The sequence below is a fragment of the Pseudomonas sp. 1928-m genome, from assembly GCF_029269135.1.
Lineage (GTDB): Bacteria > Pseudomonadota > Gammaproteobacteria > Pseudomonadales > Pseudomonadaceae > Aquipseudomonas.
Genome location: NZ_JARIXO010000001.1, coordinates 1,834,739 through 1,861,087, shown reverse-complemented (window position 1 = coordinate 1,861,087; position 26,349 = coordinate 1,834,739). Strand labels below are relative to the sequence as shown.

Annotated in this window: 23 protein-coding genes; all 23 read right to left on the bottom strand. The window is 51.2% G+C overall.

Features of this window, described 5'->3' with window-relative positions; genetic code table 11:
- The 23 genes from P3C18_RS08380 to rpsA all read right to left on the bottom strand — a co-directional run bounded on the left by P3C18_RS08380 (position 1) and on the right by rpsA (position 26,307).
- Complete coding sequence (locus tag P3C18_RS08380; RefSeq protein ID WP_275961359.1) at positions 1-1,107, bottom strand: glycosyltransferase family 4 protein; 1,107 nt, start codon at positions 1,105-1,107, stop codon at positions 1-3.
- Positions 1,104-3,014: an acyltransferase family protein gene (locus tag P3C18_RS08375; protein ID WP_275961358.1), complete on the bottom strand. Its 1,911-nt coding sequence runs from the start codon at positions 3,012-3,014 to the stop codon at positions 1,104-1,106. The genes P3C18_RS08380 and P3C18_RS08375 overlap by 4 nt, the downstream gene beginning before the upstream one ends.
- 15 nt (positions 3,015-3,029) lie before the next feature.
- A complete protein-coding gene (locus P3C18_RS08370) occupies positions 3,030-5,009 on the bottom strand; it encodes an acyltransferase family protein (RefSeq protein ID WP_275961357.1) in 1,980 nt (659 codons plus the stop codon).
- Between the two features lie 15 nt (positions 5,010-5,024).
- Complete coding sequence (locus tag P3C18_RS08365; protein WP_275961356.1) at positions 5,025-5,732, bottom strand: hypothetical protein; 708 nt, start codon at positions 5,730-5,732, stop codon at positions 5,025-5,027.
- Positions 5,729-6,865 (bottom strand): glycosyltransferase, encoded by a 1,137-nt coding sequence (locus P3C18_RS08360; protein WP_275961355.1) that lies wholly within the window; start codon positions 6,863-6,865, stop codon positions 5,729-5,731. The genes P3C18_RS08365 and P3C18_RS08360 overlap by 4 nt, the downstream gene beginning before the upstream one ends.
- An 87-nt stretch (positions 6,866-6,952) precedes the next feature.
- On the bottom strand, positions 6,953-7,648 hold the full coding sequence (locus P3C18_RS08355) for a hypothetical protein (RefSeq protein WP_275961354.1): 696 nt from the start codon (positions 7,646-7,648) through the stop codon (positions 6,953-6,955).
- A gap of 14 nt (positions 7,649-7,662) precedes the next feature.
- Entirely contained in the window at positions 7,663-8,289 is a 627-nt protein-coding gene (locus P3C18_RS08350; RefSeq protein WP_275961353.1) for a hypothetical protein, read from the bottom strand.
- Between the two features lie 102 nt (positions 8,290-8,391).
- Positions 8,392-9,261 (bottom strand): hypothetical protein, encoded by an 870-nt coding sequence (locus P3C18_RS08345; RefSeq protein WP_275961352.1) that lies wholly within the window; start codon positions 9,259-9,261, stop codon positions 8,392-8,394.
- 22 nt (positions 9,262-9,283) lie between these two features.
- A complete protein-coding gene (locus tag P3C18_RS08340) occupies positions 9,284-10,045 on the bottom strand; it encodes a glycosyltransferase family A protein (protein WP_275961351.1) in 762 nt (253 codons plus the stop codon).
- A 1-nt stretch (position 10,046) separates the two neighbouring features.
- Complete coding sequence (locus P3C18_RS08335; protein WP_275961350.1) at positions 10,047-10,760, bottom strand: class I SAM-dependent methyltransferase; 714 nt, start codon at positions 10,758-10,760, stop codon at positions 10,047-10,049.
- A gap of 37 nt (positions 10,761-10,797) precedes the next feature.
- Positions 10,798-12,144 (bottom strand): surface carbohydrate biosynthesis protein, encoded by a 1,347-nt coding sequence (locus P3C18_RS08330; protein ID WP_275961349.1) that lies wholly within the window; start codon positions 12,142-12,144, stop codon positions 10,798-10,800.
- On the bottom strand, positions 12,141-13,277 hold the full coding sequence (locus P3C18_RS08325; RefSeq protein WP_275961348.1) for a polysaccharide pyruvyl transferase family protein: 1,137 nt from the start codon (positions 13,275-13,277) through the stop codon (positions 12,141-12,143). The genes P3C18_RS08330 and P3C18_RS08325 overlap by 4 nt, the downstream gene beginning before the upstream one ends.
- Before the next feature lie 36 nt (positions 13,278-13,313).
- Positions 13,314-14,393 carry a FemAB family protein gene (locus tag P3C18_RS08320; RefSeq protein ID WP_275961347.1) on the bottom strand — a complete coding sequence of 360 codons (1,080 nt, stop codon included), beginning with the start codon at positions 14,391-14,393 and terminating at the stop codon, positions 13,314-13,316.
- Positions 14,390-15,445, bottom strand: coding sequence for a pseudaminic acid synthase (gene pseI / locus P3C18_RS08315; RefSeq protein ID WP_275961611.1), 1,056 nt, complete (start codon positions 15,443-15,445; stop codon positions 14,390-14,392). Before pseI ends, P3C18_RS08320 begins: the two co-directional genes overlap by 4 nt.
- A gap of 2 nt (positions 15,446-15,447) precedes the next feature.
- A complete protein-coding gene (gene pseH, locus P3C18_RS08310; RefSeq protein WP_346015625.1) occupies positions 15,448-15,969 on the bottom strand; it encodes a UDP-4-amino-4,6-dideoxy-N-acetyl-beta-L-altrosamine N-acetyltransferase in 522 nt (173 codons plus the stop codon).
- A complete protein-coding gene (pseG, locus tag P3C18_RS08305; RefSeq protein ID WP_275961346.1) occupies positions 15,966-17,075 on the bottom strand; it encodes a UDP-2,4-diacetamido-2,4,6-trideoxy-beta-L-altropyranose hydrolase in 1,110 nt (369 codons plus the stop codon). Before pseG ends, pseH begins: the two co-directional genes overlap by 4 nt.
- 5 nt (positions 17,076-17,080) lie before the next feature.
- Positions 17,081-19,108: an aminotransferase class III-fold pyridoxal phosphate-dependent enzyme gene (locus P3C18_RS08300; RefSeq protein WP_275961345.1), complete on the bottom strand. Its 2,028-nt coding sequence runs from the start codon at positions 19,106-19,108 to the stop codon at positions 17,081-17,083.
- Positions 19,105-19,971: an aldo/keto reductase gene (locus P3C18_RS08295; protein WP_275961344.1), complete on the bottom strand. Its 867-nt coding sequence runs from the start codon at positions 19,969-19,971 to the stop codon at positions 19,105-19,107. Before P3C18_RS08295 ends, P3C18_RS08300 begins: the two co-directional genes overlap by 4 nt.
- Positions 19,968-21,128, bottom strand: coding sequence for a UDP-4-amino-4,6-dideoxy-N-acetyl-beta-L-altrosamine transaminase (gene pseC / locus P3C18_RS08290; protein ID WP_275961343.1), 1,161 nt, complete (start codon positions 21,126-21,128; stop codon positions 19,968-19,970). Before pseC ends, P3C18_RS08295 begins: the two co-directional genes overlap by 4 nt.
- Before the next feature lie 3 nt (positions 21,129-21,131).
- Positions 21,132-22,130 carry a UDP-N-acetylglucosamine 4,6-dehydratase (inverting) gene (pseB, locus tag P3C18_RS08285; protein WP_275961342.1) on the bottom strand — a complete coding sequence of 333 codons (999 nt, stop codon included), beginning with the start codon at positions 22,128-22,130 and terminating at the stop codon, positions 21,132-21,134.
- A gap of 15 nt (positions 22,131-22,145) precedes the next feature.
- Complete coding sequence (locus P3C18_RS08280) at positions 22,146-23,942, bottom strand: ATP-binding cassette domain-containing protein (protein ID WP_275961341.1); 1,797 nt, start codon at positions 23,940-23,942, stop codon at positions 22,146-22,148.
- A gap of 240 nt (positions 23,943-24,182) precedes the next feature.
- On the bottom strand, positions 24,183-24,467 hold the full coding sequence (ihfB, locus tag P3C18_RS08275) for an integration host factor subunit beta (protein ID WP_275961340.1): 285 nt from the start codon (positions 24,465-24,467) through the stop codon (positions 24,183-24,185).
- Between the two features lie 154 nt (positions 24,468-24,621).
- Positions 24,622-26,307: a 30S ribosomal protein S1 gene (rpsA, locus tag P3C18_RS08270; protein WP_160015557.1), complete on the bottom strand. Its 1,686-nt coding sequence runs from the start codon at positions 26,305-26,307 to the stop codon at positions 24,622-24,624.
- Between the last annotated feature and the right edge of the window lie 42 nt (positions 26,308-26,349).

Here is a 26,349-nt window from a genome sequence, read left to right as displayed (position 1 = left end):
TCAAGATTGCAGCTCCGCATAAAGTGCCTGGTATTGAGCCGACATATGCGCAGCACTGAAACTACTTGCCACTATGGCGCTCGCAACACCCCTTGCTTGCTCATAAGCCTCATCGTTCAAGCCCGCCAGACATTCGGCCAACGCCGCAGCCTGGCCCGTTGCGAAAAGCATATGTTGCAAACTGGAACCTGCGAGGATTTCACGATGCTCGGCGATATCGCTCAACAAACAGGGCAAGCCACAGGCAAGCGCTTCCAACACAGCATTCGGCAACCCTTCGGCCAACGAAGCAGAAATAAAATAATCGCTGGCTTGCAGGTGCTCCTGCACATTGGCAACCCGCCCAAAAAACCTTACCTGCCCAGATTGGCGATATCGGCTTTTCAATTCCTCACGCATGGTGCCATCGCCCAGCACCAAGAACTGATCACTCTGGCGCGCTGCAGCCAAGAAGCCGTCAATAGCAGTAACAGGATCCTTCCGGGGATCGAGGTGTCCTGTCGAAACAAATAATCGAGCGTGCAACGGTAACCCAAGACGGTTTCGCAGGGCATCACGCTCAGCACTATCAACTTTGTAGTAGCGGTCTACATCCACCCCATTTTGTATCACTCGCGCTTGCTCTAAGCGCCCATCGAGCATTCCATAGATGGCGTTGGATACCAAAGCAACTGCATGTACCCGACGTAAATTAAACAGATGCCAGCGCGCCATTAGCCCGCCCTGCCCCCGCCCAAAAGACATCACATAATCCTTGAACGGATAATTACGCAGCGTCGCGACATGCACCACAGAGGGCGGTACAGCCCAAACACATAGGCTGTCCGCACGAATGCCCTGACTATGGATCAATACAGGCTTAATTACAGCCAAGCGAGCGCGTAGTGCTCGCCCCCCCATCAACACACCCGCCACACGCCCCAAACGGAGTGATTGCACGTCAATTCCGAGCGCAACAAAATCGCCCCAGCGCGACTCACTCGGCTCAGGCGAAAGAGTCAATACGACAGGCGTGAAACGTGAGCGATCAAGATTCTTTATTAATCCAAACAGCTGATTCGTAGGGCCACAACGCTTCAGGGTTGAAACAACATATAAAATAATCAACTCGCGTCTCCAGCAGCCATGATTGATTGGTAAAACATGGGGGTTAGCAACTTCGAACCACGTTCACTCAAGTGACCACCATCAAAATAGATAGGCATACCGTCGCGTACTGGTACGCAATAGCCTTGCGGGCAAAGGTGCGGAAGAGGATCAAGGACTTGAACAGCGCACTGTTCAGCCTTTGCAAACTGCTCAAAAGCAAACGCCTGTTGCTCCCGATACTGCGTAAAAGATTGCGCCAAGCTGCGTTCCAACTCTGTCAAAACGCCACCTTTCATGAGTTCATGTGCTAAGTAGTCAGGAATTTCTTTGTCATAAACCGGAACAGGTGCCATGACATGCACGCGCTTGCCAGCAGCGGCCAGTTTACACATCAAGCCGGAAAAATCCGCTTGCCCCCTCTGATACTTCTCGGCAGCCCAACGCGCAGCTAGATAAACGTCAGTTACTGAGGCATTTTTAACGATACGTTCATAAGCTCTCTGGTTATATTCCAGACACTCACTCAAGTCATCTTCATCATCACCTTCAACCACCTCTTGAAACAACGCGGGGCCACAACCTGATCGACCATAGTAAATAGCACTTTTACCTGCCCGACCCACCGCATCAGCAAAACCAGTAAACGTCGCATCAGAGTGTGAGTCGCCCCAGAAAACCAACTGTGGTTCATCGCTTGATGTGCCCATGCGACATTCAGGGAACTCCAAGCGTTTACCAGGTCGGAAACACTCATCACGCCTCGGGTTCTTGCTTTCAGCCTCTTCAGCAATCGCAACAATCTGGTTTGATAAGCGAATAGGTAAGCCATTAGTCCAGTAAACCAAGCCAGCACAAAACGCAACCGCCCCCCCAACAGCAAGAATCGCCCAATCACGGCTCAGTAGTGGAAATCTGAAGACGGAAGCAGCTCCGGAGGCTCGACGGACTCGCTCCTCCACCAGATAGAAAGATAACGAAGCTAGTACCAGTGAGCAAAAAAACAGTATCGCCTGGGTGCCTGCCTGCAATTCAACGCCCAAATAAACAGCAGCAACCAATACTGGCCAGTGCCACAAATACAATGAGTAAGACGTCTTACCCAGAAACTGCATCAGCCAATTATCCAATAACGGTGAACGCACAGCCGAGCCAATCACCAAAGCCGCACCCAGCACTGGAAGCAAAGGCCAAAAAGAGGGGTAGTCCAGCGCTTTGGAATAGAGCAAGGTACAACTTAAAATCAGCAATAAACCTATATACAAGAATAGCGAGCGAGCCAGCCAACGCAAACGTGCAGCATGCACATAAAGCAAAGCGCCTACCAAAAACTCCCAGATCCTTGTCGGCAACAAATAAAAAGATGCCGCCTCAAAATATTGCGAGGCTATTACGCACAAACCCAACGACCCTGCAAGAGCCATCCACAATAGCGGAACAAGATAACTACCAGAGCGCCAACGTATTACTAGAACAAGCAGCAATGGAATAACAAGATAGAACTGCCACTCTACTGATAGAGACCAGGTATGCAATAACCATTTATCGAGCGCATCCTCATCAAAATATCCAGATTCGCGCCAATACAAAACATTAGAAAACACCAAAATAGAAGAAAACGCATGCAATCCTAAATCATCATATTCAACCGGAAGCAGAATAAACCCTGTAAAAATCAGCACCACCGCAACCATAGCAATCAGCGCCGGAAAAATCCTCCGCACTCGCGCCATATAAAAATCGTAAAACAAAAATCCCCCTTGTGCACAACGCTCACAAATAATCTGAGCCATTAAATAGCCAGATATTACAAAAAACACGTCAACACCAACAAAACCACCCGAAAACCCAGGCACAGAAAAGTGAAACAACACCACAATCAGAACAGCAACTGCTCGCAAGCCATTTATGTCATAGCGAAAATTCATCACAAAAGCCTCAAATCACTTCAACATCTGCGAACGTATAAATGCAGAAAAACCAGCCGCCATTTTCTCTGACTGGTAACGAGTAATATGATGGCTATCCATCATCACATAACGCCCTGAGTCGTCAACAACATCTACGTATCCTGTTGCAGGATAGATCAAATCGAACGGATCCCAATCGTAAACATCAGCAGAACCAGAGAGCAAACGATCATACACGAAGTCCAGCCGCTGCCTTGTATGCAAATCCTGTTCTTTAGACACCCGACATACACTTTCACCCAAGAAGCGAATCTGTAATTTACACGCCTCACTTTTTGCAACAACCGACATAAGCGGCGTATCCCGGATCAATAAAACCTTGCCTCCCTTTGCGAGTATTTTTTTAATGTACAGAGCGGCATGCTCTTCAAAAAAACCAGCTCGTTCATCTAACTCAACAGATTCAGATAAATCAATATGCCTATCCCGATCATGATTCAAACGCCCGCGGTGCATCGCAATAGCAACAACATCACCTGGGCGCAGCACTTTTACTACATAATCCAAAGTCGGGGCACTGGCTTTGCCAGACAAAAAGCTTCGTGGAAAATCGTCATCACTTGCATTGTGAGCAAAGCGCACAGAGTAAGGCATATGTTCAACAGCCTTATTGAACATGAAAGTCAACTGTGCAGCGTGAGAGTCACCCAAAAGAAAAAAAACATACGGCCGCTCAACTGTTCGTTCAGGTTTCAAGCAAACACTGAAAAAAGCCTCATCATTCCCAGCTTGATTATCTCCATGGCATGGGATTGTCCCAGCCCAAGACGGCGCAGTCTCAACGCCCATAAACGATGCCAGATTTAATCCATCGACACGCATCTCAGGAGCCTCACGAACAATAAAGTAGGCGCCGGGCAAAACCAAAATAACAACAAGCAGCAGCGGCCGAATTTTTCCAGCCAAGAGCGCTGAATAACGCATTGGACGCTCAATGAAATAGTAAGAAAACAAAGCGAAGACAATAACAATTAAAAGCAGTATTAAAGACGCTAACCATGAGCCACCCAATGTGTAACGTCCTAAAACCAAAACACTCCAATGCCACAGATACAACGAATATGACAGTCCTCCTAAATACAAGAACGGTTTTGAACACAGCATGCGGAAAACAAATTTTCCAGAGCTCGAAAGTGCAATCAACCCTGCCGACAAAAGCACGGCAGAGATCGTAGTATAGAGCTGATACTCAACAGGAACAAAAAACAACCCGAGCAAACCAAAAAAGAATAGTGACAGCAGAGTATTTTGCCACTGCCCACTCAATCCAATAGACTGCTGTTTGCTTATAAAGATAAATACAAATGCCCCAAAGCAGAACTCCCAAAATCTTGCCGGCATAGAATAAAATGAAACCACCGGATGACTAAAAAATAAAAAACAATACAGCACAAATGAAATTAGCGAGAATACCGCAAGCACCTTAAATGTTCTCGACCATGCACGATCGGCTTTGACCAAGGTAAGACCACAGAAGGCAATTAACGCTGGATATATAAAATAAAACTGCTCCTCAACACCAAGTGACCACGTATGGGTAAATGGATTAAGGTGAGCATCAATAGAGAAATAATCACTTGCAATCTTTAACAAATACAGGTTAGACAACCCCAAGAGTGAAAGCCCACCCGTTACAAAAATTTCACGCTGCGGGTCAACCGTAAGAAAAATAAATAAAAGTGCAGTAACCACCACGCAAAAAATTAAAGCCGGCAACAAGCGCCGAACTCGCTTAGCATAAAAATCTGTCAAATAATCAACCCACCCCCCACTTTTCATGGAGACCAAGCTCTGCGTGATTACATAACCAGAGATCACAAAAAAAACATCGACCCCCAAGAACCCTGACGGCATAAAACCAGCATAAAAGTGGTTCAAGATTACCGCGACGACAGCAATAGCTCTTAGACCATCAACATCGCCACGATAATTAGCATGTACATTGCCGGACATCATGCACCTTAGAAGTTAAGAATTTGTGCACTGTATATCTAAAAAAAATTTATTCACTGCCGAGCACGCTGAGTCACCTGAAAAACCAGCAATCCGATTAGCATGTATTACCGATATTTGCACTGGCACTTCCCGCAAACCAAGTGCCCGTGCAATGGCAAATCTGTGATTGCCATCATCCGTTTTCATCAAAAGACCGTCACGAGAAACGGCACAATTAATTTCCCCACCGAAAGCACAACGACCCAGCTCAGGTTGGGTCATGAGTCGCCCGGTATCTGCAATGCGACGATAGAGGCTCTGCAAGCCCTGCATGTATTCGTAGAGCTGCGCATAACTTTTCATCCCACGCGCTTCACCGCGCTGCTCTAGACGGGAGAGTAACTGACGAAACTCCAACAATTGCTCTATCGGTGTAGTGCCATCAAGCAATTCACGACAACTGATATAGCGGGGATCTGTTGCCTCAACCTCTGCAAAGGTCTTACGCCGCAAATCCCAATCACCACCGCGCACGAGCGTTCTTTTAGTCTGAACCGCACCACGCAGATTACATTTGAATTCGACTTTAAGCGGGTCGATATATATGCAAGGCAATAACTTCGCGTTGGGTACACGAAGGTATTCAAGTTTAGCAAGCTGATCGCCGTGAATAACCTGGAACATCCATGCATTGGCGAACGCGTCCAAACAGGCCAAGCGGTTCTTCAGTAGCGCCTTCAACCTTCATCCCCAGCAAGCGTGGCCAACAAAATTGAGGCCCGGCAACTCCAGCTGTACATCTCCAGCAAATCGGCATGTGCCCGCTCAGCCAAGCGCTGCGCCAAAGCGTGATCATCACGCAAGCGGCGTACCGCCTGCGCCCAATACTCTGGAGAATCGGCTGTACACAATAAGCAGTTCACCTCATGCAGCAAGACCTCACGCAATACCGGCAAATCCGAAGCCAGAATCGGCTTTCGTGCGGCCATGTATTCGAAAATTTTCAAGGGCGAAGTCCAGCGCCCTATATCACTGCCACCCACACCTTTAACCACGCGCTGGTTCGGAGCCAACAGCACATCCATATCTAGCATGAACCTGTGCACATCGGCTGGCGGCATAAAGCCATGGAACCTCAGATTTTCGAGTCCTGCGGCCTTACCTCGCCAATCGCGCAACTGCGCATCCGATCCCCCTACGACATGAAAATCGACATCTGCAAGTAACCGGGCCAGGGGCAGCACGATTTCCATACCCTTGCCTTGATGCAGGCTGCCCACATAACCAACGTTGAAACGCGCAGTCTTTGCGAACCCATAAACTGCACCCGTCGTACCAGATACTGGAAGCTCAGCACCATCGGGAGCTACATGAATCAGATCGGCAGCAAGCAAGCCCTGCTGCACGTGCCAATCCTTGAGGGCCTTAGTAATCACGACAAGACGCTGGAAACGCTTGTGCCGAACAATCCACTTGAAGATCAGCCCCTGCAAAAAGCCTGAGTCACGCATAGACTGATGGACTTCCAGCACCACATTGGCGCCAGCCAGCAACGCGCTAACAGCGCCGAGCAAAGAACGAGAAAATACCAAGTCAGGTAATTGCCGCGCCTTTAGCAACCGCGCCCAAATCTGCCATGCGTAGGCATAGGACGGTTTTAGCCAGGCAATGCGAGAAAGCCAGCAGATCTCAAAACTGGGTGAAACGCCGTAGTAATGGCATACATCCACAGCATTCGCTGGTGCTTTTCTTGCAGGCAACCAGAGGCTTACCTCGCAACCTTGTGCGGAAAAGGCATCGCACATTTTCATCACATGGATACTATTGGCGGCCTGAGATGGAATATCAGACTGTGCGAGATAAAGCAGCTTCACACATACACCCCACAAACTAAAGATTCAGCTTTACCCACAAGATCGAGTCTCAGAACCTGCTCCTCGCGCACTCAAGATGTGCTCGGCTCAGGCATAGCGTGCCTCAACCCCTGCAATCAAATCACGAAGAGCAGGCAGGTTATTGGGAACGCGTTGAAGATGGTCAGAATGGATGACCGCAAGGTGCACGGGAACCGCTTTCAGCCCCAAATAACGTGCCGCGGCAAAACGATGATTGCCTGCATTGATTTTGAGCAGATTACCCTCACGATCCAAGGCACACTCAATCTCGCCCTGGTATCGGCTGCCGCCCAACACAGCCTGACTCTTGTAACCATCGCGCTGCATCGCCCTATAAAAATCCTGTCGGGCCTTAATATGATGCAACGCGTCAGCTGCATTGCGGCAGCCTCGATAGCTACCTTGCTCGCGGATGGCAGCCATAATCAAAGCGTACTCAAGCGTGTCCTCAAGGCCGACATCACCATCAAGTAACTGCCGACATGACACGTACTTGGGATTATTGGTTTCAATATCCTGCAATGACTGACGCTGCAAATCCCAGTCACCAGACAAGAACAATGCGTTCCCTTTTGCCGGTTTGATCGCCACGCTGGTGGCATAAAGAATTTTGTTCGGGTCGATGTAGATGACCGGAGCCAGTAACAGGTTAGGAAGCCTGATTGCGGAAATATCCTGACGTCCAGCCAATAGTTGTTCGATCGTATTTGCACCAACCAAACGAAGCACACGCCAGCGGCGCACTATCTTTTTTAGCAACATGTACAGCCCCACTCTCAAACCGACAGCTGCTGCAAAGCGCGCAGAATATTATCAGGGCCCTGGCATGAACCAGCCCCTCCTCCTACACTCGCCAGCCAGCCAGGGTGAATATGCCGAACCAGCACAGGCACACGTTTAACACCCACCAATTGCGCAATAGCCAGGCGGTGGCGACCTTTCTCTTCCTTGATCAAGCGGCCATCGCGCCCGACCATCACACAAATAGGATCGAGAGCCTTATCGGCCTTGTACCCTTCAGCCGCCATGCTTTTGAACACCCGCACGTAGCCATCGAACAACTGTTCAATAGCCTGTTCAGAGTCCAAGAGCAGAGACTTATATGAGCGCTGCTTGCCTGCCTGCAGGTCAGACAGCAGAGCACGGTAAAAATGCGTGCGTTGGTAATCGAACGCGCACGCCTGTAGATCGGCAAGAAATGTATAGACCGGCGTGCTGGCAAAAGGCATACAGCCCTGATCCCAATTACCCGCCAGTACAAGCGGAGCACCGCCCTTGATCAATGGGTACACCGGGTTTTTCTTCATCCACCGGCGTAACCAAGGCGCACGGACGTGCTTGTAGCGGACATACCCAGGCAGCGCATAATCACGTACAGAGGCAGGATCAACCTGAATCTGCAATGCATCAGCCAGCGTTTCACGGAGTGGATCGCGCCCTAGAACAGCGAGCCAATTTCTTATATTTCCCACTGCCCGCTACACCTCATGGCAAAAGCACAACATTTAATCTGGACGGCACAGCGACGCTGCGCGGATAAAATCATCGGCATCCAGAGCCGAGCCTAACTGACGTAAACGCCATGTACGCTCAACAAAACTGCGTGGAACACTGATCTCGCCGAGAGATAAGGGAATCTCACTTTTCAACAACGAGTTTTGTGCATCGAGAATCCAGCCGGGACCAACCCCCAGTAGCTCATTGTCAATAATCACCCAACGCCCCGTTTCACGTTCGCGGATCAGGTTCGCCGCGGAAAGGTCCGGATGACTTAAAAAATGCGGGATGACCTCTGCCGACTGTAAAGCCTGGTACTCACCACTCCATTGCTGAATAAAAGTGCCTACCTCATCCCAGTAACGCCAAACACCCAAACGCTTCAGCAGATAATCATTTAGATAGCAAAAAGAGCCGGCGTATTCTCGCGCCAGCGCCAATAGCGCAGGATCAGTCTGAACACTGATTAGGAATGAGGACACCGCATCGGCTGCTTCGAGGCGCTGAGCATCTGGTAACGATGCAACAGCCTCCCCTTCAACCCAAGCCTCAACAATCAAAAGCCCATCGGTTGCGATGATTTGCGGAAATGCACAACCGGGAAAAGAATGCTTCTGCACAGCCAAGCGCAACGCGACCTGAGCCGTGGAGAACGCGCTGTAAACTTTGACCTTGCGTCCGTCACACAGGCCTGCAAAAGACAAACGCCCGGCTTTGGTTACACCTGGCTGACGATACCCACCCAAGGGTTTTAGTTCAGTAACCTGATAGCCTGCCACACGGACCGTACCCGGGAAGGCAGACAAGGCACGCCGACGTCCGAGCGACTGCAAGCGGCCGCCGAGTTTGCTCAATACTGTTGCAAGAAGATCTGCCACGTGCACGCTCTGATTTGCTTATCTAACGCCCTAGCAATACCAGCAAGCGGCGCTTTATCAACACCTTGAGTGCTCGGTACAACTCGGCGGCGCGCATATTACGCCAGTGCTTCTTGAAAAAAACCCAATTTCCCATCGCCAGGCTATGGCGAGCACGACCACCGGCATGATCACACAGAATCGCAACCGCGCGCGGCTGTGAAGCCAGACGCTTACCCGCAAGCAGCATACGCGCGGCAAGATCACGATCTTCCGAAGCCGGCATGCTTTCATCAAAGCCGCCAAAGGCAAGAAAGACCTCACGTCGAATTGTCAGGTTCTGCCCGCCAAACCCCGGATTGGAGTAAAACACCCGACGCTGCTGCTCAGCCGCATCGGGGAGCACCTTATAGGGTTGAGCCTCCTGCCCCACTGGCTGACGCATCAACTGACCCAGCACAGCATCGGCTGCTGTTTCCTGAAAGCGCTCGATAACGCGCTCAAGATAATCAGGCTGCCACAGGTCATCATCATCGAGAAAAGCCACCAGCTCACTCGAAGCGGCCTGCGCACCGATATTGCGAGCGCGCCCAGGGCCAATACGCGGCGCGGTGCGAATAACCCGAACCCGCTCATGCAAATTCTGGGTATGCGCATCTTCACGCCCATTGTCGACCAGAATGACTTCTGCAGCCGCAATGGTCTGTGCCAGGACGCAGTCGAGTGAACGCTGCAACAAGGCGCCGCGATCGGCAGTGGGGATAACGACTGTTACGGCGAAGCCATCTGTACGAGGTGAAATCATTTCAACCTACTTTCCTAGCTTCAATCGTGATAAAGGAAAACTGCTCTGTACGATGCCTATAAGATCGACTCACGATCTCACTGTACTGCACCTCAAAACCGGCCTCGACCAGCATCTGCTCATACTCTAAAGGGTGAAGAAAGCGGAACGGGTAATGATTACCCGAAAAAGGGGAGTTTGGCCGATAAATTCCGGACAACGTGTCGCTATCAAGCATGCGAGCAGGCCGGTGATTGGTGTAAGCATCAGAAGTCTTAGCCGGAAAATAGGAAAAGAACATGCCATCCTTCGCCAAAACACGCCTAACGCTATTAATGAACAATTTAGCTTGCTGCGCATCCAAGCAGTAAGAAGAAAACACATCAACAACTACCTGAAAGAATTCGTCGTCGAACTCCAGCTGCGTCATATCAGCAACACTCAACGACGCACAAACGCCATAGCTCTCAAGCATGCGCTCAGCAAGCAATAGGGACTCTCGGGACAAATCGACGCCAAAGGCATCGAAGCCTTCACGCGCGAGCATCCAAAGATTCGAACCGCTGCCACACCCGACCTCAAGAACACGCTTGGAACTTTTCTCAGCATTGGTGAAACGTGAAAAATTACGCCCTACAAAGCGGCATAGCTCTTCATTTGGGTATTTACGTTGAGCCGAAAATCCTAAGCTCGCATAACTTTCATCATAAAATTTCTTAACACTATCCGTCCCCATAACGCACCACCTTTCAGTTCATTAGGTGCGGATAGTCTCAACCTTCAATTTCTATAACATTGAAGTCGATCTCATTAATTGCCCCAGTAAAATTAGGCAACAATTTTTTTGCCACATGAGCTACCTCAGGCAAATGGATGCCTCCAGACATCTTTCGCTGTGCTTTAGCTAATTTCTGAGGCGCATAGCCCCAACCACGCTCTTCGCGATACTCATTCACACGCCCCCATAAAAAGCGAATTTTTCGCTTCCAGCCTGGCAAGCGAAAAGCTGGCTCAGTAGCCACAGCAAACGCCTCTAAAGAATTTACTATTTTATGGCAGGCCAACTCATCATCAATATAAAGCTTACGGCTTACATCAACAGAAATAGCCGGTTTAAAATCACCCGCCATTATCTCCAGGCAAGACTTCTTGATATCTTCATACTTCTCTATTGAATATGAAACCTGATAGGACAACGTCTCATTTTTTATAGCGGAGCGCCCCCCAAGCCAATATAAAACCGGAGTTTTACCTACATAAGCTTGAACTGCTGTGGTGCATCCGCGATGCATAAGACCGCTAGAAGCATACAGCCATGGACTGATTTCCCCCTCAAAGAGCACCTTCACACGACGAAGCGCACCAAGATGCCTGTGCCAGTGACGAATGTCCTCGGATGGGTGAGGCCGAATAATCAGCGGCGGGAACTCCAGGTCAGCGTCTATGCGTTTAACTAGCTCAACAAAATCAAGAAAGTCCGCATAGGCTGAGCGCATTGAATTTTCATGATAGTCATATTCATCCGGTGAGGATTCGACTAAATGTAGGCGTGTCATTTCCTGAGCAATCGTCTGCTCAGACAGAATACCAAAGTCCGAGGAGAACAAAATAAATCTGCCGAAACGCGCTTCTAAGCTTTGAATTTCGTCTGCATGAAGCGCCTTGAAGTCTTCACGCCATAAGTCAACGCGCGGCCACCCTGTCACTTCAACTGCTCCCAACAACTCTGGACGCACATGAGCAATCACATCTTTATGAACATCACCAATGACATACAACTTGTCTATTAATGCTTCAGTACCTGGATAAATCCGACGCTTATAGGCATATTCAAGATCCTGCACCGCAGGTCCTAGCTCCTCATCCAGCACCACAAATCGCTCAGTGCGCTGCTTGATTGCCTGCAAGTCTTTTGCAGCTTTGCCACCTTTGTAAAAATAAATCCCGCCGTTGCCTGATTTCTCTCGAACAAGCCGGTCAATTGACACCTTGCTGCCGAGATACACTCGAAACCCCTGGCGAGCGGCAATCATTGCCAACAGCACCTTGGCCTTGAACTCTCGAGCCTTGATTTCTACCGGCAAGTAAATCGTCGGCTTGGCTTGTTTCACGTCGCTCACGCCATTGCCCTCAGTCGAGCCATCAAAGCCATACTGGAGTCGGTATAACGACTATCGCTCTGGGGCTCATAGCGCGGCTGAACCTGAGCACATTGCAAGGCAATTTCCAAGCGTTCGAGCAACTCCGGAGTCGCGAGGCTCAAGTCACCCTGGCAAATCTCTGCCTGCTGCCCCAGCACAGCCGAGCAAAACTCGCGCACTTTGGGATGACGGTTAAGCGCAAAGAAAGGGGTTCCGGACAGATAGGCGGTAATCACACCATGTAGGCGCATGGACAGATAAAAACTGCAGGAAGCAATTTTTTCAGCCGTAGCCCGGACATCACCAACATAATCATGCAATTCAACCAGCCCCGGCTGCGTGGCGGCCTCACGCAAACGCTGATGCAAGCGGTTGTCCGCATATTTTTCGCCGGAATAAAGAGATGCCAAGAGCACCTGATGCCCAGCAGCAGTAAGGTAATTTATCAACGCCAACATCTTGCTGAACTGCTCGCGCTGCTCCTCCTCTCCCAGCTTCGGGCTTAGGATAAAAGAAGCACCGATGCGCTCTCGTTGTTTTGTCACCGCGAACATATCAGGGCGCAGCGCTCGAACCGAGAAGGCCAGATCACGCCCTTCAATCACCTCAGGTCCATTGTGAATCTGTCGTGCAAAGTCAGCTGATAGCGCATCTCGGCAATGCACCACATCCAGCTCTGCCAGAAAGGCTTTTGCTTGCCGCTCAGCCTGAACGTCAGGGAAGGGGCCAAGCGATACGCCAACCGCCGCCGAAAGCAACGCAGCGCTTGATCGCCCGGATCTAAAATGTCGTAAAAGGTCGTGTTTCCAGGCAATGCTATTAGCTGAGTGCAAGACCGATCCACCACCGAAAAACAGACTGTCATAGGCAGAACAGGATTGCGTATAGCGCTTGTAAAGCCTTACCCAGCGTGACTGCCCTGCAACGTTGCAGGCCTGAATGGGAGCATCATCGGGGGCACGATAAATTGAAGATATGCCTTTCTCGTAGTAGCTCACCGAGGCCACGGCAGATGCCTGATAAAGCTCCAAACGCAGCCCGTAGGAAAGCAGCTCATCACCAAAATTACCGCGGCCAACCCAGGCACTCACCAGCGGGGAAATCGTTTTCATGCATTAACTACTCTGACTGCTGTTATGCACGGAGGCTCAGGCCTGAATAAAGGCTTTGTGCAATTCAATACGCGGAAACATATGGCTGGCAAAGCCCTGTTTGAAATCCGCGATGGAGAGTTCCTTGGCCGATGGTTGAGGCTCATCCCCAGGAAACACCCGATTTCCGAGCTTGTACCAACGTAGGTGGCGATTTTTCATTTCCAGGATGGCGTGGTATTGCACCACATGCCCCAGAGGCTTATCGAATAATGCTCGGTCGTAAGCTGCTACGGCATACAAGCCCTCATCACGAGTAACATGAAAGAGACCAGCGCCAACCATGCGCCCATCAGGATCACGCAGATAAACCAGAAATGCCGCACGCGTTGCTATTGCCTGCAATTGCGCCTCCCAACTTTGTAAGGAGCGAGTGGCCCGCCCAGCAACAGCAAGGTGCAACAAGCGAAACTCGTCCCAAACTGCCGGCTCGTAATCCCGGCAGACGGTAACCTGCCAGAGTTTCTCCCCCGAGGAAATCAGCGGTTTGTAGCTCTTGCGGAAATGCCCGCGAATCTCATTCAGATCGGGGCGCAGATCAATATAGAGATCATGCCGAACTGCTTTTGGACGCGCGTCCTGCACAACTCGCGAATACCACTCACTGAGCCCGAGGCTATCTCGAAATGACTCCTGGTACAGCGCGTCACACTCCATCTGCGCGGCAAATGCGTTCAACAGAGCGTGGCATGCAGTTACTAACGACTTGACGCTCTTGTTTGATAACCGCTGACTGAACAATGGGCCGAGGATAGCGTCGCCGGCACTGCTGAGACGCCACTGCACCCCATCAAAAGCCAAGCTCAAAGGCCAAACAGCGCATGCCTTACGGTCATTGAACAAAACCAGTGAACAATCCTGCCATGCACTACCCTGCCCGCTGTAATAGGCCCCCTGGTAATCGAGCATGGCTTGGGAATAAAACACCGGAACATAGGCCGCCTGTTCAAGCACCTGATCCCATTCAGGAACACTTGCCGCTCTTAAACTGACATGCAGCTCGTGCTCGCTTGCCAACTGCAGCAGTATCTCCTCAGGCTTGCTCTGAGCCCGTGTATTAACCTGCTCCGCCGTCACAGTAGCGCCTCATGGGTTACCGGCATCCCATAATGCACATCGCGGCTTAAACGCTTGCCAACAACCTGATCCAGCATCTTCGGTGGCAGCCCAAAACCAGGTCGCACACTGCGCACCATATCAGCGGTAATAAGATCACCGGCCTTGCCGGTTGCAACGAAGTACAGCGAACGGCGGAACTGGGCGTTACCCTGTTCGCTGGACTTGCGGCCATAGTCCACTCGCCCGAGCGCTTGCCAGGCCGTACGGCTGTCGCGGCACAGCGCAGCCAGCTCTGAAGGCTCCAGAGAGAAGCTGTCATCCGGGCCACCGCCACTGCGATCCAGTGTGAAGTGCTTTTCAATGATTGACGCGCCCAGCACAACGCTGGCGACAGCCGTGGTGTTGTCCAGGGTATGGTCAGACAAGCCGGTAACCAGACCAAAACGCTCAATCATGTCCGGTAATGTGCGCAGGTTGTAATCTTCGGCAGGTGCCGGATAACCGCTGACGCAGTGCAGAATGGCGAGCTCTTTACAACCACCGGCACGCGCTGCATCAATGGCTTCACTGATTTCCTCGGCATCGGCCATGCCTGTGGAAATAATCATCGGCTTACCGGTGGCGGCAGCGTATTTGATCAGTGGCAGATCCACAGCTTCGAATGAGGCAATTTTGTAGGCTGGCGCGTTGAGATCCTCAAGCAGATCCACTGCGGTTGTATCGAACGGAGAGCTGAAGGTGGTGATGCCCAGTTGCCGAGCATGCTCGAACAACACCGCATGCCATTCCCAGGGCATGTGGGCTTCTTCATAGAGCTTGTAAAGCGTCTTGCCGTCCCACAACCCACCATGAATCTGAAAATCACTAGAGTCACAATTCAGGGTAATGGTATCCGGACGATAGGTTTGCAATTTGATCGCATCGGCACCCGCCGCCTTGGCAGCGGTCATGATGCGCTTGGCAGTATCCAAGCTGCCGTTGTGGTTCGCCGACAGTTCGGCAATCACATAAGGCGGCTCATCCAGACCAATACGTCGCCCGGCAATACTGATAGAGGGATGCACTGACATACTCAACTCTCCGAAGCGCCCCTGCACCACTCATTGGCCAGGAGCCCGAAACAATGAACGGCATGATACCGGCTGCCGTCAAAATAGTGATCACGCAGTATGCCCTCCTGCTGAAACCCCAGGCGCTCATGAAAGCGACGCGAGCGCTCATTAAAGCCCAACGCCTCGGCACACACCTTGTGCAGATTCAGCGTAGTGAAGGCGTAATCCAGAGCTGCACGCCCTAGCGCATGCCCCGTCCCGCGCTGAGCATCCGGAGCTAAGTAGAAGCCCCATTCAGCGATAGCTGAAGCACGCACGCGATGAAAACTAACAAACCCCTGAGGCGTACCATCAATCTGATAGATCAGCAGTGCACGTTGCGGGTCCTGTGAGGCACTGGCAAACCAACGTGCATGTTCAACCGGACTGATCTCGTGCTGGCTATACATAAACTGGCGCACGTCAGGATGGTTACGCCATGCCAGCACGAGAGACAGATCCCCTTCCTGCATGGTACGCAGCAGCGGCAACAAATCACTCACAGAGTCGACCTCACACCTAGAGCCTGGACAACCGCCTGCACGCCCGCGCCATCGGTGATCTGGCTAGCAGCTGCGGACATTGCCTGAATACGTTGTGGCTGGTTCAGGAACGCTGCAAACATACCTGGTAGCTGGTCACGAATAGCATCGACACCGGCAATCACTTGCGCAGCACCTGCAGCATGCAACCCGGCTGCGACTGTCCGTTGGTTGTCCGCCAATATCACCATGATGCAGGGCAGACCAAGGCAGCAACGCTCCCAGGCCGTCGAACCCGCCGCACCAATTGCAAAATCGGCCATTGCCATCAGGTCGGCCATATCATGCCGGTCAACTAACACGTCAACCGCAAATGGCAATTGCAGAACTTGCTGACGTACAGTTTCCAGCCAGGGAGCCTTAGCTCCCATCACCACGGTGACCCTTAGTTCTGCCACATGTGCTACACCAGCTAGCGCATCAAGCACTGCGGCTGTCGCATTAGCCTGATCAACACCGCCCATGGTAATGAGTACGTGCTTGATCTCGCGCTGCTTGGCGCGACGGGCAAGGCTATCAAGACGCCGCGCAGCAAAATCGGGCCTGAGCAAGGCAAACCGAGAACCACAAAGCATCTTACAATTCTCGGGAACCAGCGCTTGGTAATCCGCTGCATGACGGCCAAAGGTTTGATCAAGCAGCAGATCGCAGTCATGTTCGCGATCTGCCAGATCATCAATCACCATCAGGCTCCTGCAAAGTGCTTGCAATTGCCGATGCCAGCAAGCATCCAGCGCATAGTGATCAACCACCACCCAATCGGGCCGCAGACTTTGCAGGACATCAATACTTTGCTGGGCATCCTCTAACTGCGACGCACCCAGCCAGGTTGCATGGGCCAGAGTTCCCTGCTGCGTCTGAACAACAGCAGAGTTCTCGGCTAGCGCAAGCGGATGGACATGATGACCTGCGGCCCGAATCTGCACGAGCATATTTCCCTGGTGCTCACGACAGAGAAAATGACACTCAGTGCCCATAGCGCGCAAAGCCTTGGCCAAGGTCAAGCAACGCATGACATGCCCGCTGCCCATTTGCAGCGAGGCATCCACTCGGAAGGCAACCTTCATCAAGGTCAGTTCAAGCGCTTGAAGCCGCCATGGCACACTGGTCCTTTGAGCAAGCTCTGCACTGAACGGCCTTCTTCACACTCCTTGATCAAACCGAAGATAGGATCAAGGGCAGCAAAATAGCCATCCACCACCTCAGGCGTATGCTGGGTACAGACATACACACTAGTGCCCGCCAAATAGCCCTTACCTAGCATTTCTTGGGTAATCAGGGTTTTGTAGGCCAGGTTTTCAGGGCTGTTGAAGGCAAATCCCGTTAATGCTGGAAGGCCACTGGTGGTGATGGAGAGTTCATGCTTTTGCGCCAATGCCTGCCATTTGGCAGTGATATCAAGGCCGGCCTGGGTGATACTTTCCCATGACTTCACGCGCTCCATGACCTCCAGGGTTTTCAGCGCAGCTGTCGGCCCGATGCGCTCGGTCCAGAAGGTACTGCTGATAAATGTACTTTGCGCAGCCTCCATTACCTCGCGTCTACCAATAGTCGCGGTGAGGGCATAACCGTTACCCAACGCCTTACCAAACATGGCCATATCTGGTTCGACACCATATATCTTATGTAAGCCGCCGAAGGTCTGGCGGAAACCGGAGGTGCACTCGTCAAAGATCAACACAATGCCGCGCTCGGTTGCTAGCTGCCGCACCTTGTGCAGGAAGTTGTCTTCTGGACCACGGTTACGCGACACTTCCATCTTGATCACCCCAATATCATGGGCGTCGACCAAGGCCAGCAGCTCGGCAAAGTTGTTGTAGTTGAACGGAAAAACCGTACCGCGCAGGTTCGCAGGCACACCTTTTGGCTCAAGCCCCGGCAACAGATGACCCGCCAGGTTCTTGTCATCACCCAAATTGGCAGATAGATACCAGTCGTGCCAACCGTGATAGCCGCAGATTGCAACCTTATCGCGGCCCGAGGCGGCTCGAGCAATACGAATGGCAATGGCATTCGCTTCACCACCGGAACGAGCAAAGCGAACCATGTCAGCCCATGGGTGCAGTTCGATCAGCTTTTCAGCCAGATAGACTTCTTCCGGGCAGTTGAATGTCGACATATTGCCGCTATCGATAGTACTGCGCACCGCATCATCAACCTCTGGATCGCCATAACCCAACGTATTGGTGCCGATCCCCATAATGAACATATCGGTATATTCATTACCGTCCAGGTCCCAAACCTTGCAGCCTTTGGCCTTGCTGAAATAGGCCGGCCACTGCTCCGGCAGGAACATTTCCGCGCGCTTGGAGAGAAGCATATTGCCGCCAGGAATGACCTGCTTAGCACGCTTCCACAGTTTCTGACCGGTACCCATCACCGCTCCTTCATTTCGTTTCAATTGATGGTTATCTGCAAACAGTTGCGGCTGTGTGCGCTGCAGTTCAAGCACCTGTTGCCAGGTAAAGTGTCTATCCGGAGTAAAGTGCGTGAACACACGCTCAATCACCACAAAGTCAGCCGGCTCATCAACAGTCCAGCGCAGCCCGGACAGATCTTCTGTGTGCTCAATCGAGGCTTGGGTGAAGCGTCCTGACTCACGCAGATAAGGCGTGACATGTTCATGGTCGAATGCCAAATCAGTTTCTTGCGCTGCCTGTTTTAGGGCGGAAAACCTAAAGACCTCGATATCCAGACCATCAGGGAAGGTTGCAGGTTTAACGTTGCTCAAGTAATCAACATCAGATGTCAGAAATTGGCTAACTGCCTGATCAACTAGGACGGGGTCAACTAGGGGACAATCCCCAGTAATACGCACAATTACATCTGCTGTGCTTTCTTCCCCAGCCAGCAGATAACGTGTGAGTACGTCATCCTCGCTGCCCTGTACGCATCGATATCCCAAAGCCCTAACATACTCAGCCAAAGGTAGATTGCGCGGGTCAACGGAAGTTGCCACGACGATTTCATCAAGCTGTGCAGCACGTGCAAGGCGTGTCAGCAGTAGCTCGATCATAGGTATATCGCCGATAGGCTTCATCACCTTATTCGGCAAACGAGTCGAGCCCATACGGGCCTGCACAATAGCAACGACTTTCATAGCTGATTCCAGCGCGAAGGGTTCAATAAATCGGGATCAATGCTGCGCAGTGTATGGGGAATTGTGGGTATAGGACCATTAGCCGCCGATGCGATTTCCTGCAGCTGAACAGCCGTATCAACCCCAACAACCACCCGAGATATCTCATTGAACAAAAGCGCATGACGCAAGCAAGCTTGAACAGGCGTTACTCCACTCGTGTCTAGCCAGCTATGCCATTCCTGCCAAAGTGCACTCCAGCGCGAAAACTTGTTTGGCCGCTCTGCCGCCGTCATCAACAGAAGTCCCTGCATAAATACCGAGCGCACATGAAGCTCTGTACCACGTGCAGATAAACGTTGAAGCCAGCCAGAGTCGGTAAGGCGGGTGTCCAGAATATTGAAAGGTGCCTGCACCAGATCAAAGTCCATCGCCGCAAAAAGCTTATCTAACTCCTGCGGTTCATAAATCGAAATGCCAATCTGCTCTACCAGACCTTGGGCTTTCATTTCAGCGAGGCCGCGATAGAGTTCGGCACCTTTTGGGCCAAGCAACTGCTCCGGTCGATGTAACAACAAACCTTGCATAGCACCGCAGTGTAAACGCTCTAACGAGCCCACTAATTGCTCTTCGACCCAACCGGCAATATCCGCACAACTGTCGGGTAGCGCCGGGAGCTTGGTAATTACCTTGAAACCCTCAAGGTCGACCTGACCTAGGGTCGACTCACTCTCACCGTATGCAATAGCGGTATCTAATGTGTCTATACCGGCATGGCGTGCGGTTTCAATAATGCTTTGCGCCCGAGCGAGGTCTACTTGCCCCTGCTGATTGGCTACCCCGTAGTTCATGCCAAACTGAACGGTACCGAGAGCGAGCCTCATGGGCAGAGAACACGCTTAAGGACAGCGACCACTTCATCCTGCTGCGCATCGGTCATCGTTGCGTAGATAGGCAAGCTGATGGCTTCAGAGTAATAGTGCTCTGACTCAGGAAAATCACCCTGCGAAAAACCTAGGCGCTGATAATAGGGCTGGGTGTGTACTGGAATGTAGTGCAGGTTGACACCAACACCATGTTCTCGAAGTGCCTGGAAAGCCTGAAGGTGACTATTGGCAATCCTGTCCAGCTGCAAACGGATGACGTAGAGATGAAGACCAGAATAACTATCTGGATGCTGCCAAGGGCAGCGAACTGGCAGTTCAGCTAATAGCTCATCATAACGTCTGGCGAGCTCATGGCGACGTTGCACATACTGATCCAGACGCTGCATTTGGCTAATGCCCAATGCTGCCTGTAACTCGGTCATACGATAGTTGAAGCCAAGATCAATCTGCTGGTAGTACCACGGGCCATCGGCAGCATGCGTCATCTGCGCTGGATCACGGGTGATGCCATGGCTACGCAGAAGTGCCATACGTTCAGCTAGCGCAGCATCATTGGTTAAGGCCATGCCCCCCTCAGCGGTGGTAATAATCTTGACCGGATGAAAGCTGAAGACCGTGATATCACTATATTTGCCGTTACCGATAAACTCGCCCTGATATTTACCACCAATAGCGTGTGAAGCATCCTCGATAATCTTGAAGCCATACTGCTGTGCCAACGCGTGAATAGCTTGCATGTCACACGGCTGCCCGCACAAGTGAACGGGTATCACCACTTTAGGCAGTTGGCCCTCACGCTCGGCCTGTTCCAGTTTACGTGCTAGCGCCTGAGGACAAAGGTTGTAAGTGCGCGGGTCGATATCCACGAAGTCAACTTCGGCTCCGCAATAGAGCGCGCAGTTAGCCGATGCAACAAAGGTGATCGGCGTTGTCCACAAGCGGTCACCAGGGCCAAGCCCCAGCGCCAAACAAGCAATGTGCAGTGCCGAAGTGGCGCTGTTTACCGCAAGGGCGTGGCGAGCACCGATATGCTGCGCAACGACCTGCTCGAAACGAGGAACCATAGGCCCCTGAGTGAGAAAGTCTGACTGCAGCACTGCAACAACTGCATCAATGTCGGCCTGGGTTACATCCTGGCGACCGTAAGGGATCATGAATTAGATGCTCCCGATTTTTTCACGATTGAGATCAATCCAACTCTGCAGATCGTCATCGCTCATCCACTCGGCGTTGTTATCGCTGGCATAGACAAACCCTTCAGGCACCCTTTTGCCATCCTTGATTCGCTTAGGGCAGGTGGCCCAACCATGAATGGTGGGTAAAATCTTGAAGTGCTCGGGGTATTCGTAGGTGTAGTACGCATCCTCCGCACTAATCATCTGCTCATGCAATTTTTCACCCGGACGAATTCCAACCACTTCTTGTTTCGCATCGGGGGCCACTACACGAGCTAAATCGGTGACTTTCATGGATGGGATTTTTTTAACGTAGATCTCTCCACCTTCCATGTCCTCGAAAGCGTGCCAAACCAGTTCGACGCCCTCCTCCAGAGAAATCATAAAGCGGGTCATACGCTCGTCAGTAATCGGCAGCACGCCTTTGTCTTTGATCGACATGAAGAACGGAATAACCGAGCCACGCGAGCCCATGACATTGCCGTAACGCACCACGGAAAAGCGCGTTTCATGACCACCGACGTAGGAGTTTCCAGCGACGAACAATTTATCCGAAGCCAATTTGGTCGCGCCGTACAGATTGATCGGACTGCTGGCTTTATCAGTTGAAAGCGCCACCACACCCTTAACACCTTTATCAATGCATGCATCTATTAAGTTCATGGCGCCATTGATATTGGTTTTCACGCATTCAAAAGGGTTGTACTCAGCAGTCGGAACAATCTTCGTTGCCGCCGCATGCACCACATAATCGACACCATCCAGCGCGCGATATAGACGATCCTTATCGCGCACATCACCGATAAAGAATCGCACACGATGGTCGCCCTCGAACTTCTTCGCCATATCCCACTGCTTCATCTCATCGCGGGAGAAGATGATAATTTTCTTGGGGTTGTATTTGGCGAGAGTCATGGGCACGAAGGTATTACCGAAGGAGCCGGTACCGCCTGTTATGAGAATAGTTTTGTCATTGAACACTGCTGCTGCTCCCGCTCAGGAATTGGCGCTAGTCAGACGGCCGAAGGCGCTGCTGTTTAGCATTAATTCGTTGTATGTACCACTCGCGCATAACTTTCCATGCTCAAGCATAAAGATGGTGTCACAACGCTCTACAGTGCTTAGCCGATGAGCAATCAGAATGATAGTTTTACCGCCTCTCAGCTCATTGATTGCCTGCATGACCAACGCTTCTGTCGCATTATCCAGGGCACTGGTAGCCTCATCAAAAACCACGACCTCAGGATCATGGTACAGCGCCCTTGCTATACCGATTCGCTGACGTTGACCGCCAGAAAGTCGCACCCCCCTCTCTCCTGTAGAAGTCTGATAGCCTTCAGGGAGCTCACTGATAATAAAGTCGTGCAGGCGCGCCGCTTTTGCGGCCTTTTCTACTGCTTGCATATCGATTTCGTGGGAGGGGACCCCAAACGCTATATTTTCAGCAATAGATGCATCGGCTAGATATATGGCTTGAGGTACATAACCAATATTGCGCTGCCACGCTTTTAGGCTTTCATCTTGTAAAAGATGCCCCCCTACACGCATACAACCTGCACTTGGCTCAAGCAACCCAAGGATCAAATCGACGACAGTGCTTTTCCCAGCACCCGTTGTCCCTACAAACGCCACACTGGTACCTTTTGCAACAGAAATCGATATATCTGAAAGGGAATTACTTTCTGCACCTGGATAACGATAACAAATACCAGACAAGCTAATATCACCACCGAGTCTAACTTCACTGTGCGGTCCAACTTTAGCGACAGAAGCTGCCGACAAAGCCAGCAAGTCTTCAGCCAGACTATCCAAAGCGGCATCATAAAAGCGCAACTGAGTAATATTTTTGAAAACTTCTTGAAACGCAGGCAATAGACGATAACCTGCAAAAGCGTAAAGAGCGATCACAGGTAAAGCACCTTGCAACCCTCCATGCACCCCCATCAGATAAAGAACTAAAACTAAAACCCCACCAAACGCGATAGACTGAATTGCAAAATGCGGCAAATCACCAATCGCTTTACTAACAGTAACATCTTTAGCAAAAGACTTCGAAACCTGAGAAAAGCGACCAAGATAACTACCCTCGCGCCCCATCAATTTTAACTCTTTAATTCCGCTTAAGGCTTCAGAGGCTAGAATAAATCTTCTTTCATTGGTATAGACACGACGCTCCCCTAATCGACGCAACAACCCCCTTGTTGAAACGTACACAGCTACAAACGCCCCCCCCAAAACAACGCCGACTAACACAGAAAGCAATGGCTCAACCGCAAGAAGAAGAACGCTGATCATAACGGCAACCAAGCCTCCTGAGACTACTTTCATCGCAGGAATCAGAGCACCATTTATGACCTCGCCCACTTCGGAAAATATTCGTTTACTCAATTCAGCAGTATTACGCCCCAGAAAAAAGCTGTATGGCCGATGCAGGTATCCCTCAAGAAGACGAAAGGAAAAACTGTGCGCCCGCATATTAGAAAATCGTAAAACCGCATAGGTGGTGAATGCTTTAAGAGCAAGACTAAATACAAATAATAAAAGAACAGCCCCGCCAAGCAAGATCAAAAAACTATTGGCATCAGTAAAGCCCATAGCATCGTAAACAAACCTTAAGTACTCGTACTTCTCTACCGCTTGAGAGTCAGCAAGAACAGCTACAAACGGCATTATAGATGCCACGCCAATCATTTCTAAAAAAGCAGTACCCAGCATTAATAAGAACACTAGAAAAGCTCGCATCCGCTCACTGACGCTAAGCAAATTTTTCAGCTTTTTAAAAACCTGAAGCATCAAAATATCTCATAAGTAAAAATGAAAAACCTGAAGAATAGCAGACCTGACACATGGCCCACTAGTAGATCATAGGTGATGGGAAACGCTGGCAGCGCAATAGGCACGCACCATTCCAATGCGGGATATTTTACACGAGACGAGCGCCACCGCTTCAAAAAGGTAAAGCAGTAGCCTCAACGGAGATAAGCAACCGACTGAGAGCAAGCATCGAAGGTGAGCGAGACCAAGATCGCAGGATCACTCATCCTCATTCACCCTATCACGCAATTCCTTCCCAGGCTTGAAATGCGGCACAAACTTCCCATCCAGCCTGACCGAATCACCAGTTTTCGGGTTACGCCCTACACGCGGCGCGCGATAGTGCAGTGAGAAGCTGCCAAAACCGCGGATCTCGATACGATCCCCCGTCGACAGCGCCTGCGACATTTGCTCAAGCATGGTCTTGATCGCCAGCTCGACATCCTTGGCCGAGAGCTGCCCCTGATGGGTAACGATGCGCTCGATCAATTCCGACTTGGTCATGGTTTTCCCTTCTTTTTCAAGCGGCTAGATCACTAGATAGAAAGGTTTTAGCACGCCTCGCCAGATTTGAACAGCCTATAAAACAACACCTTAGCGATTTTCAGGTACAAAAAAGGGCGACCGAAGTCGCCCTTTTTCTCTGGGCAAACCGAACTTAGTTCTGTTTTTCCATTTGCGCGCGGAGCAGATCACCCAGGGTGGTCGGACCAGCAGTTTCAACTTCCTGCTTGCGCATTTCTTTGATGGCTTCTTTTTCGTCTTCAACGTCTTTCGACTTGACCGACAAGCTGATTACACGGCTCTTACGGTCAACGCTGATGATCTTGGCTTCGACTTCTTCGCCTTCTTTCAGAACGTTGCGCGCGTCTTCAACGCGGTCACGGCTGATTTCGGAGGCTTTCAGAGTGGCTTCGATGCCGTCGGCCAGGGTGATGATGGCGCCTTTGGCGTCAACTTCTTTAACGATACCGCGCACGATGGTGCCTTTATCGTTAACAGCAACGTAGTCGGAGAACGGATCTTCTTCCAGCTGCTTGATACCGAGGGAAATGCGCTCACGCTCCGGATCAACGGAGAGGATAACGGTTTCCAGCTCGTCACCCTTCTTGAAGCGGCGTACAGCTTCTTCGCCGACTTCGTTCCAGGAGATGTCGGACAGGTGAACGAGGCCGTCGATGCCGCCATCCAGACCAATGAAGATACCGAAATCGGTGATCGACTTGATGGTGCCGGAGATTTTGTCGCCCTTGTTGAACTGACCGGAGAAATCTTCCCACGGGTTAGTTTTGCACTGCTTGATACCCAGGGAAATACGACGACGCTCTTCGTCGATATCCAGAACCATAACTTCCACTTCGTCGCCGACGTTAACGACTTTCGAAGGATGGATGTTTTTGTTGGTCCAATCCATTTCGGACACGTGCACCAGGCCTTCCACGCCTTCTTCCAGCTCTGCGAAGCAGCCGTAGTCGGTCAGGTTGGTTACGCGCGCAGTAACACGGGTGTCCTGCGGGTAACGCGCCTTGATGGCAACCCATGGATCTTCGCCCAGCTGCTTGAGACCGAGGGAAACACGGTTGCGCTCGCGATCGTACTTGAGGATCTTGACATCGATCTCATCGCCAACGTTGACGATTTCCGACGGATGCTTGATACGCTTCCAAGCCATGTCGGTGATGTGCAGCAGGCCGTCGACGCCACCCAGATCCACGAACGCGCCGTAGTCGGTGAGGTTCTTGACGATACCTTTGACTTGCTGACCTTCCTGCAGGGATTCCAGCAGAGCTTCGCGCTCGGCGCTGTTCTCGGCTTCCAGCACGCTGCGGCGGGAAACGACAACGTTGTTGCGCTTCTGGTCCAGCTTGATGACTTTGAATTCGAGCTCTTTGCCTTCCAGGTGAGTGGTATCACGCACCGGACGGACATCAACCAAGGAACCTGGGAGGAACGCACGGATGCCGTTAACGTCGACAGTGAAGCCGCCCTTAACCTTACCGTTGATAACGCCCGTAACCACTTCCTCAGCGGCGAAAGCTGCTTCCAGAACGATCCAGCACTCGGCACGCTTGGCTTTTTCGCGGGACAGCTTGGTTTCACCAAAGCCATCTTCAACCGCGTCCAGGGCAACGTGAACTTCGTCACCGACCTTGATGGTCAGCTCGCCAGCGTCGTTGTGGAACTGCTCCAGCGGGATGAGGCCTTCAGACTTCAAACCAGCGTGAACGGTTACCCAACCAGCTTGGTAATCGATGTCGACGATGATAGCGGTGATGATCGAGCCAGCCTGAAGATTCAGGGTTTTTAGGCTTTCTTCAAACAGTTCAGCAAAGCTTTCGCTCATTTTAATTCCTGTTGATTCAGGGCAGGGAATCCGCCCAAACCA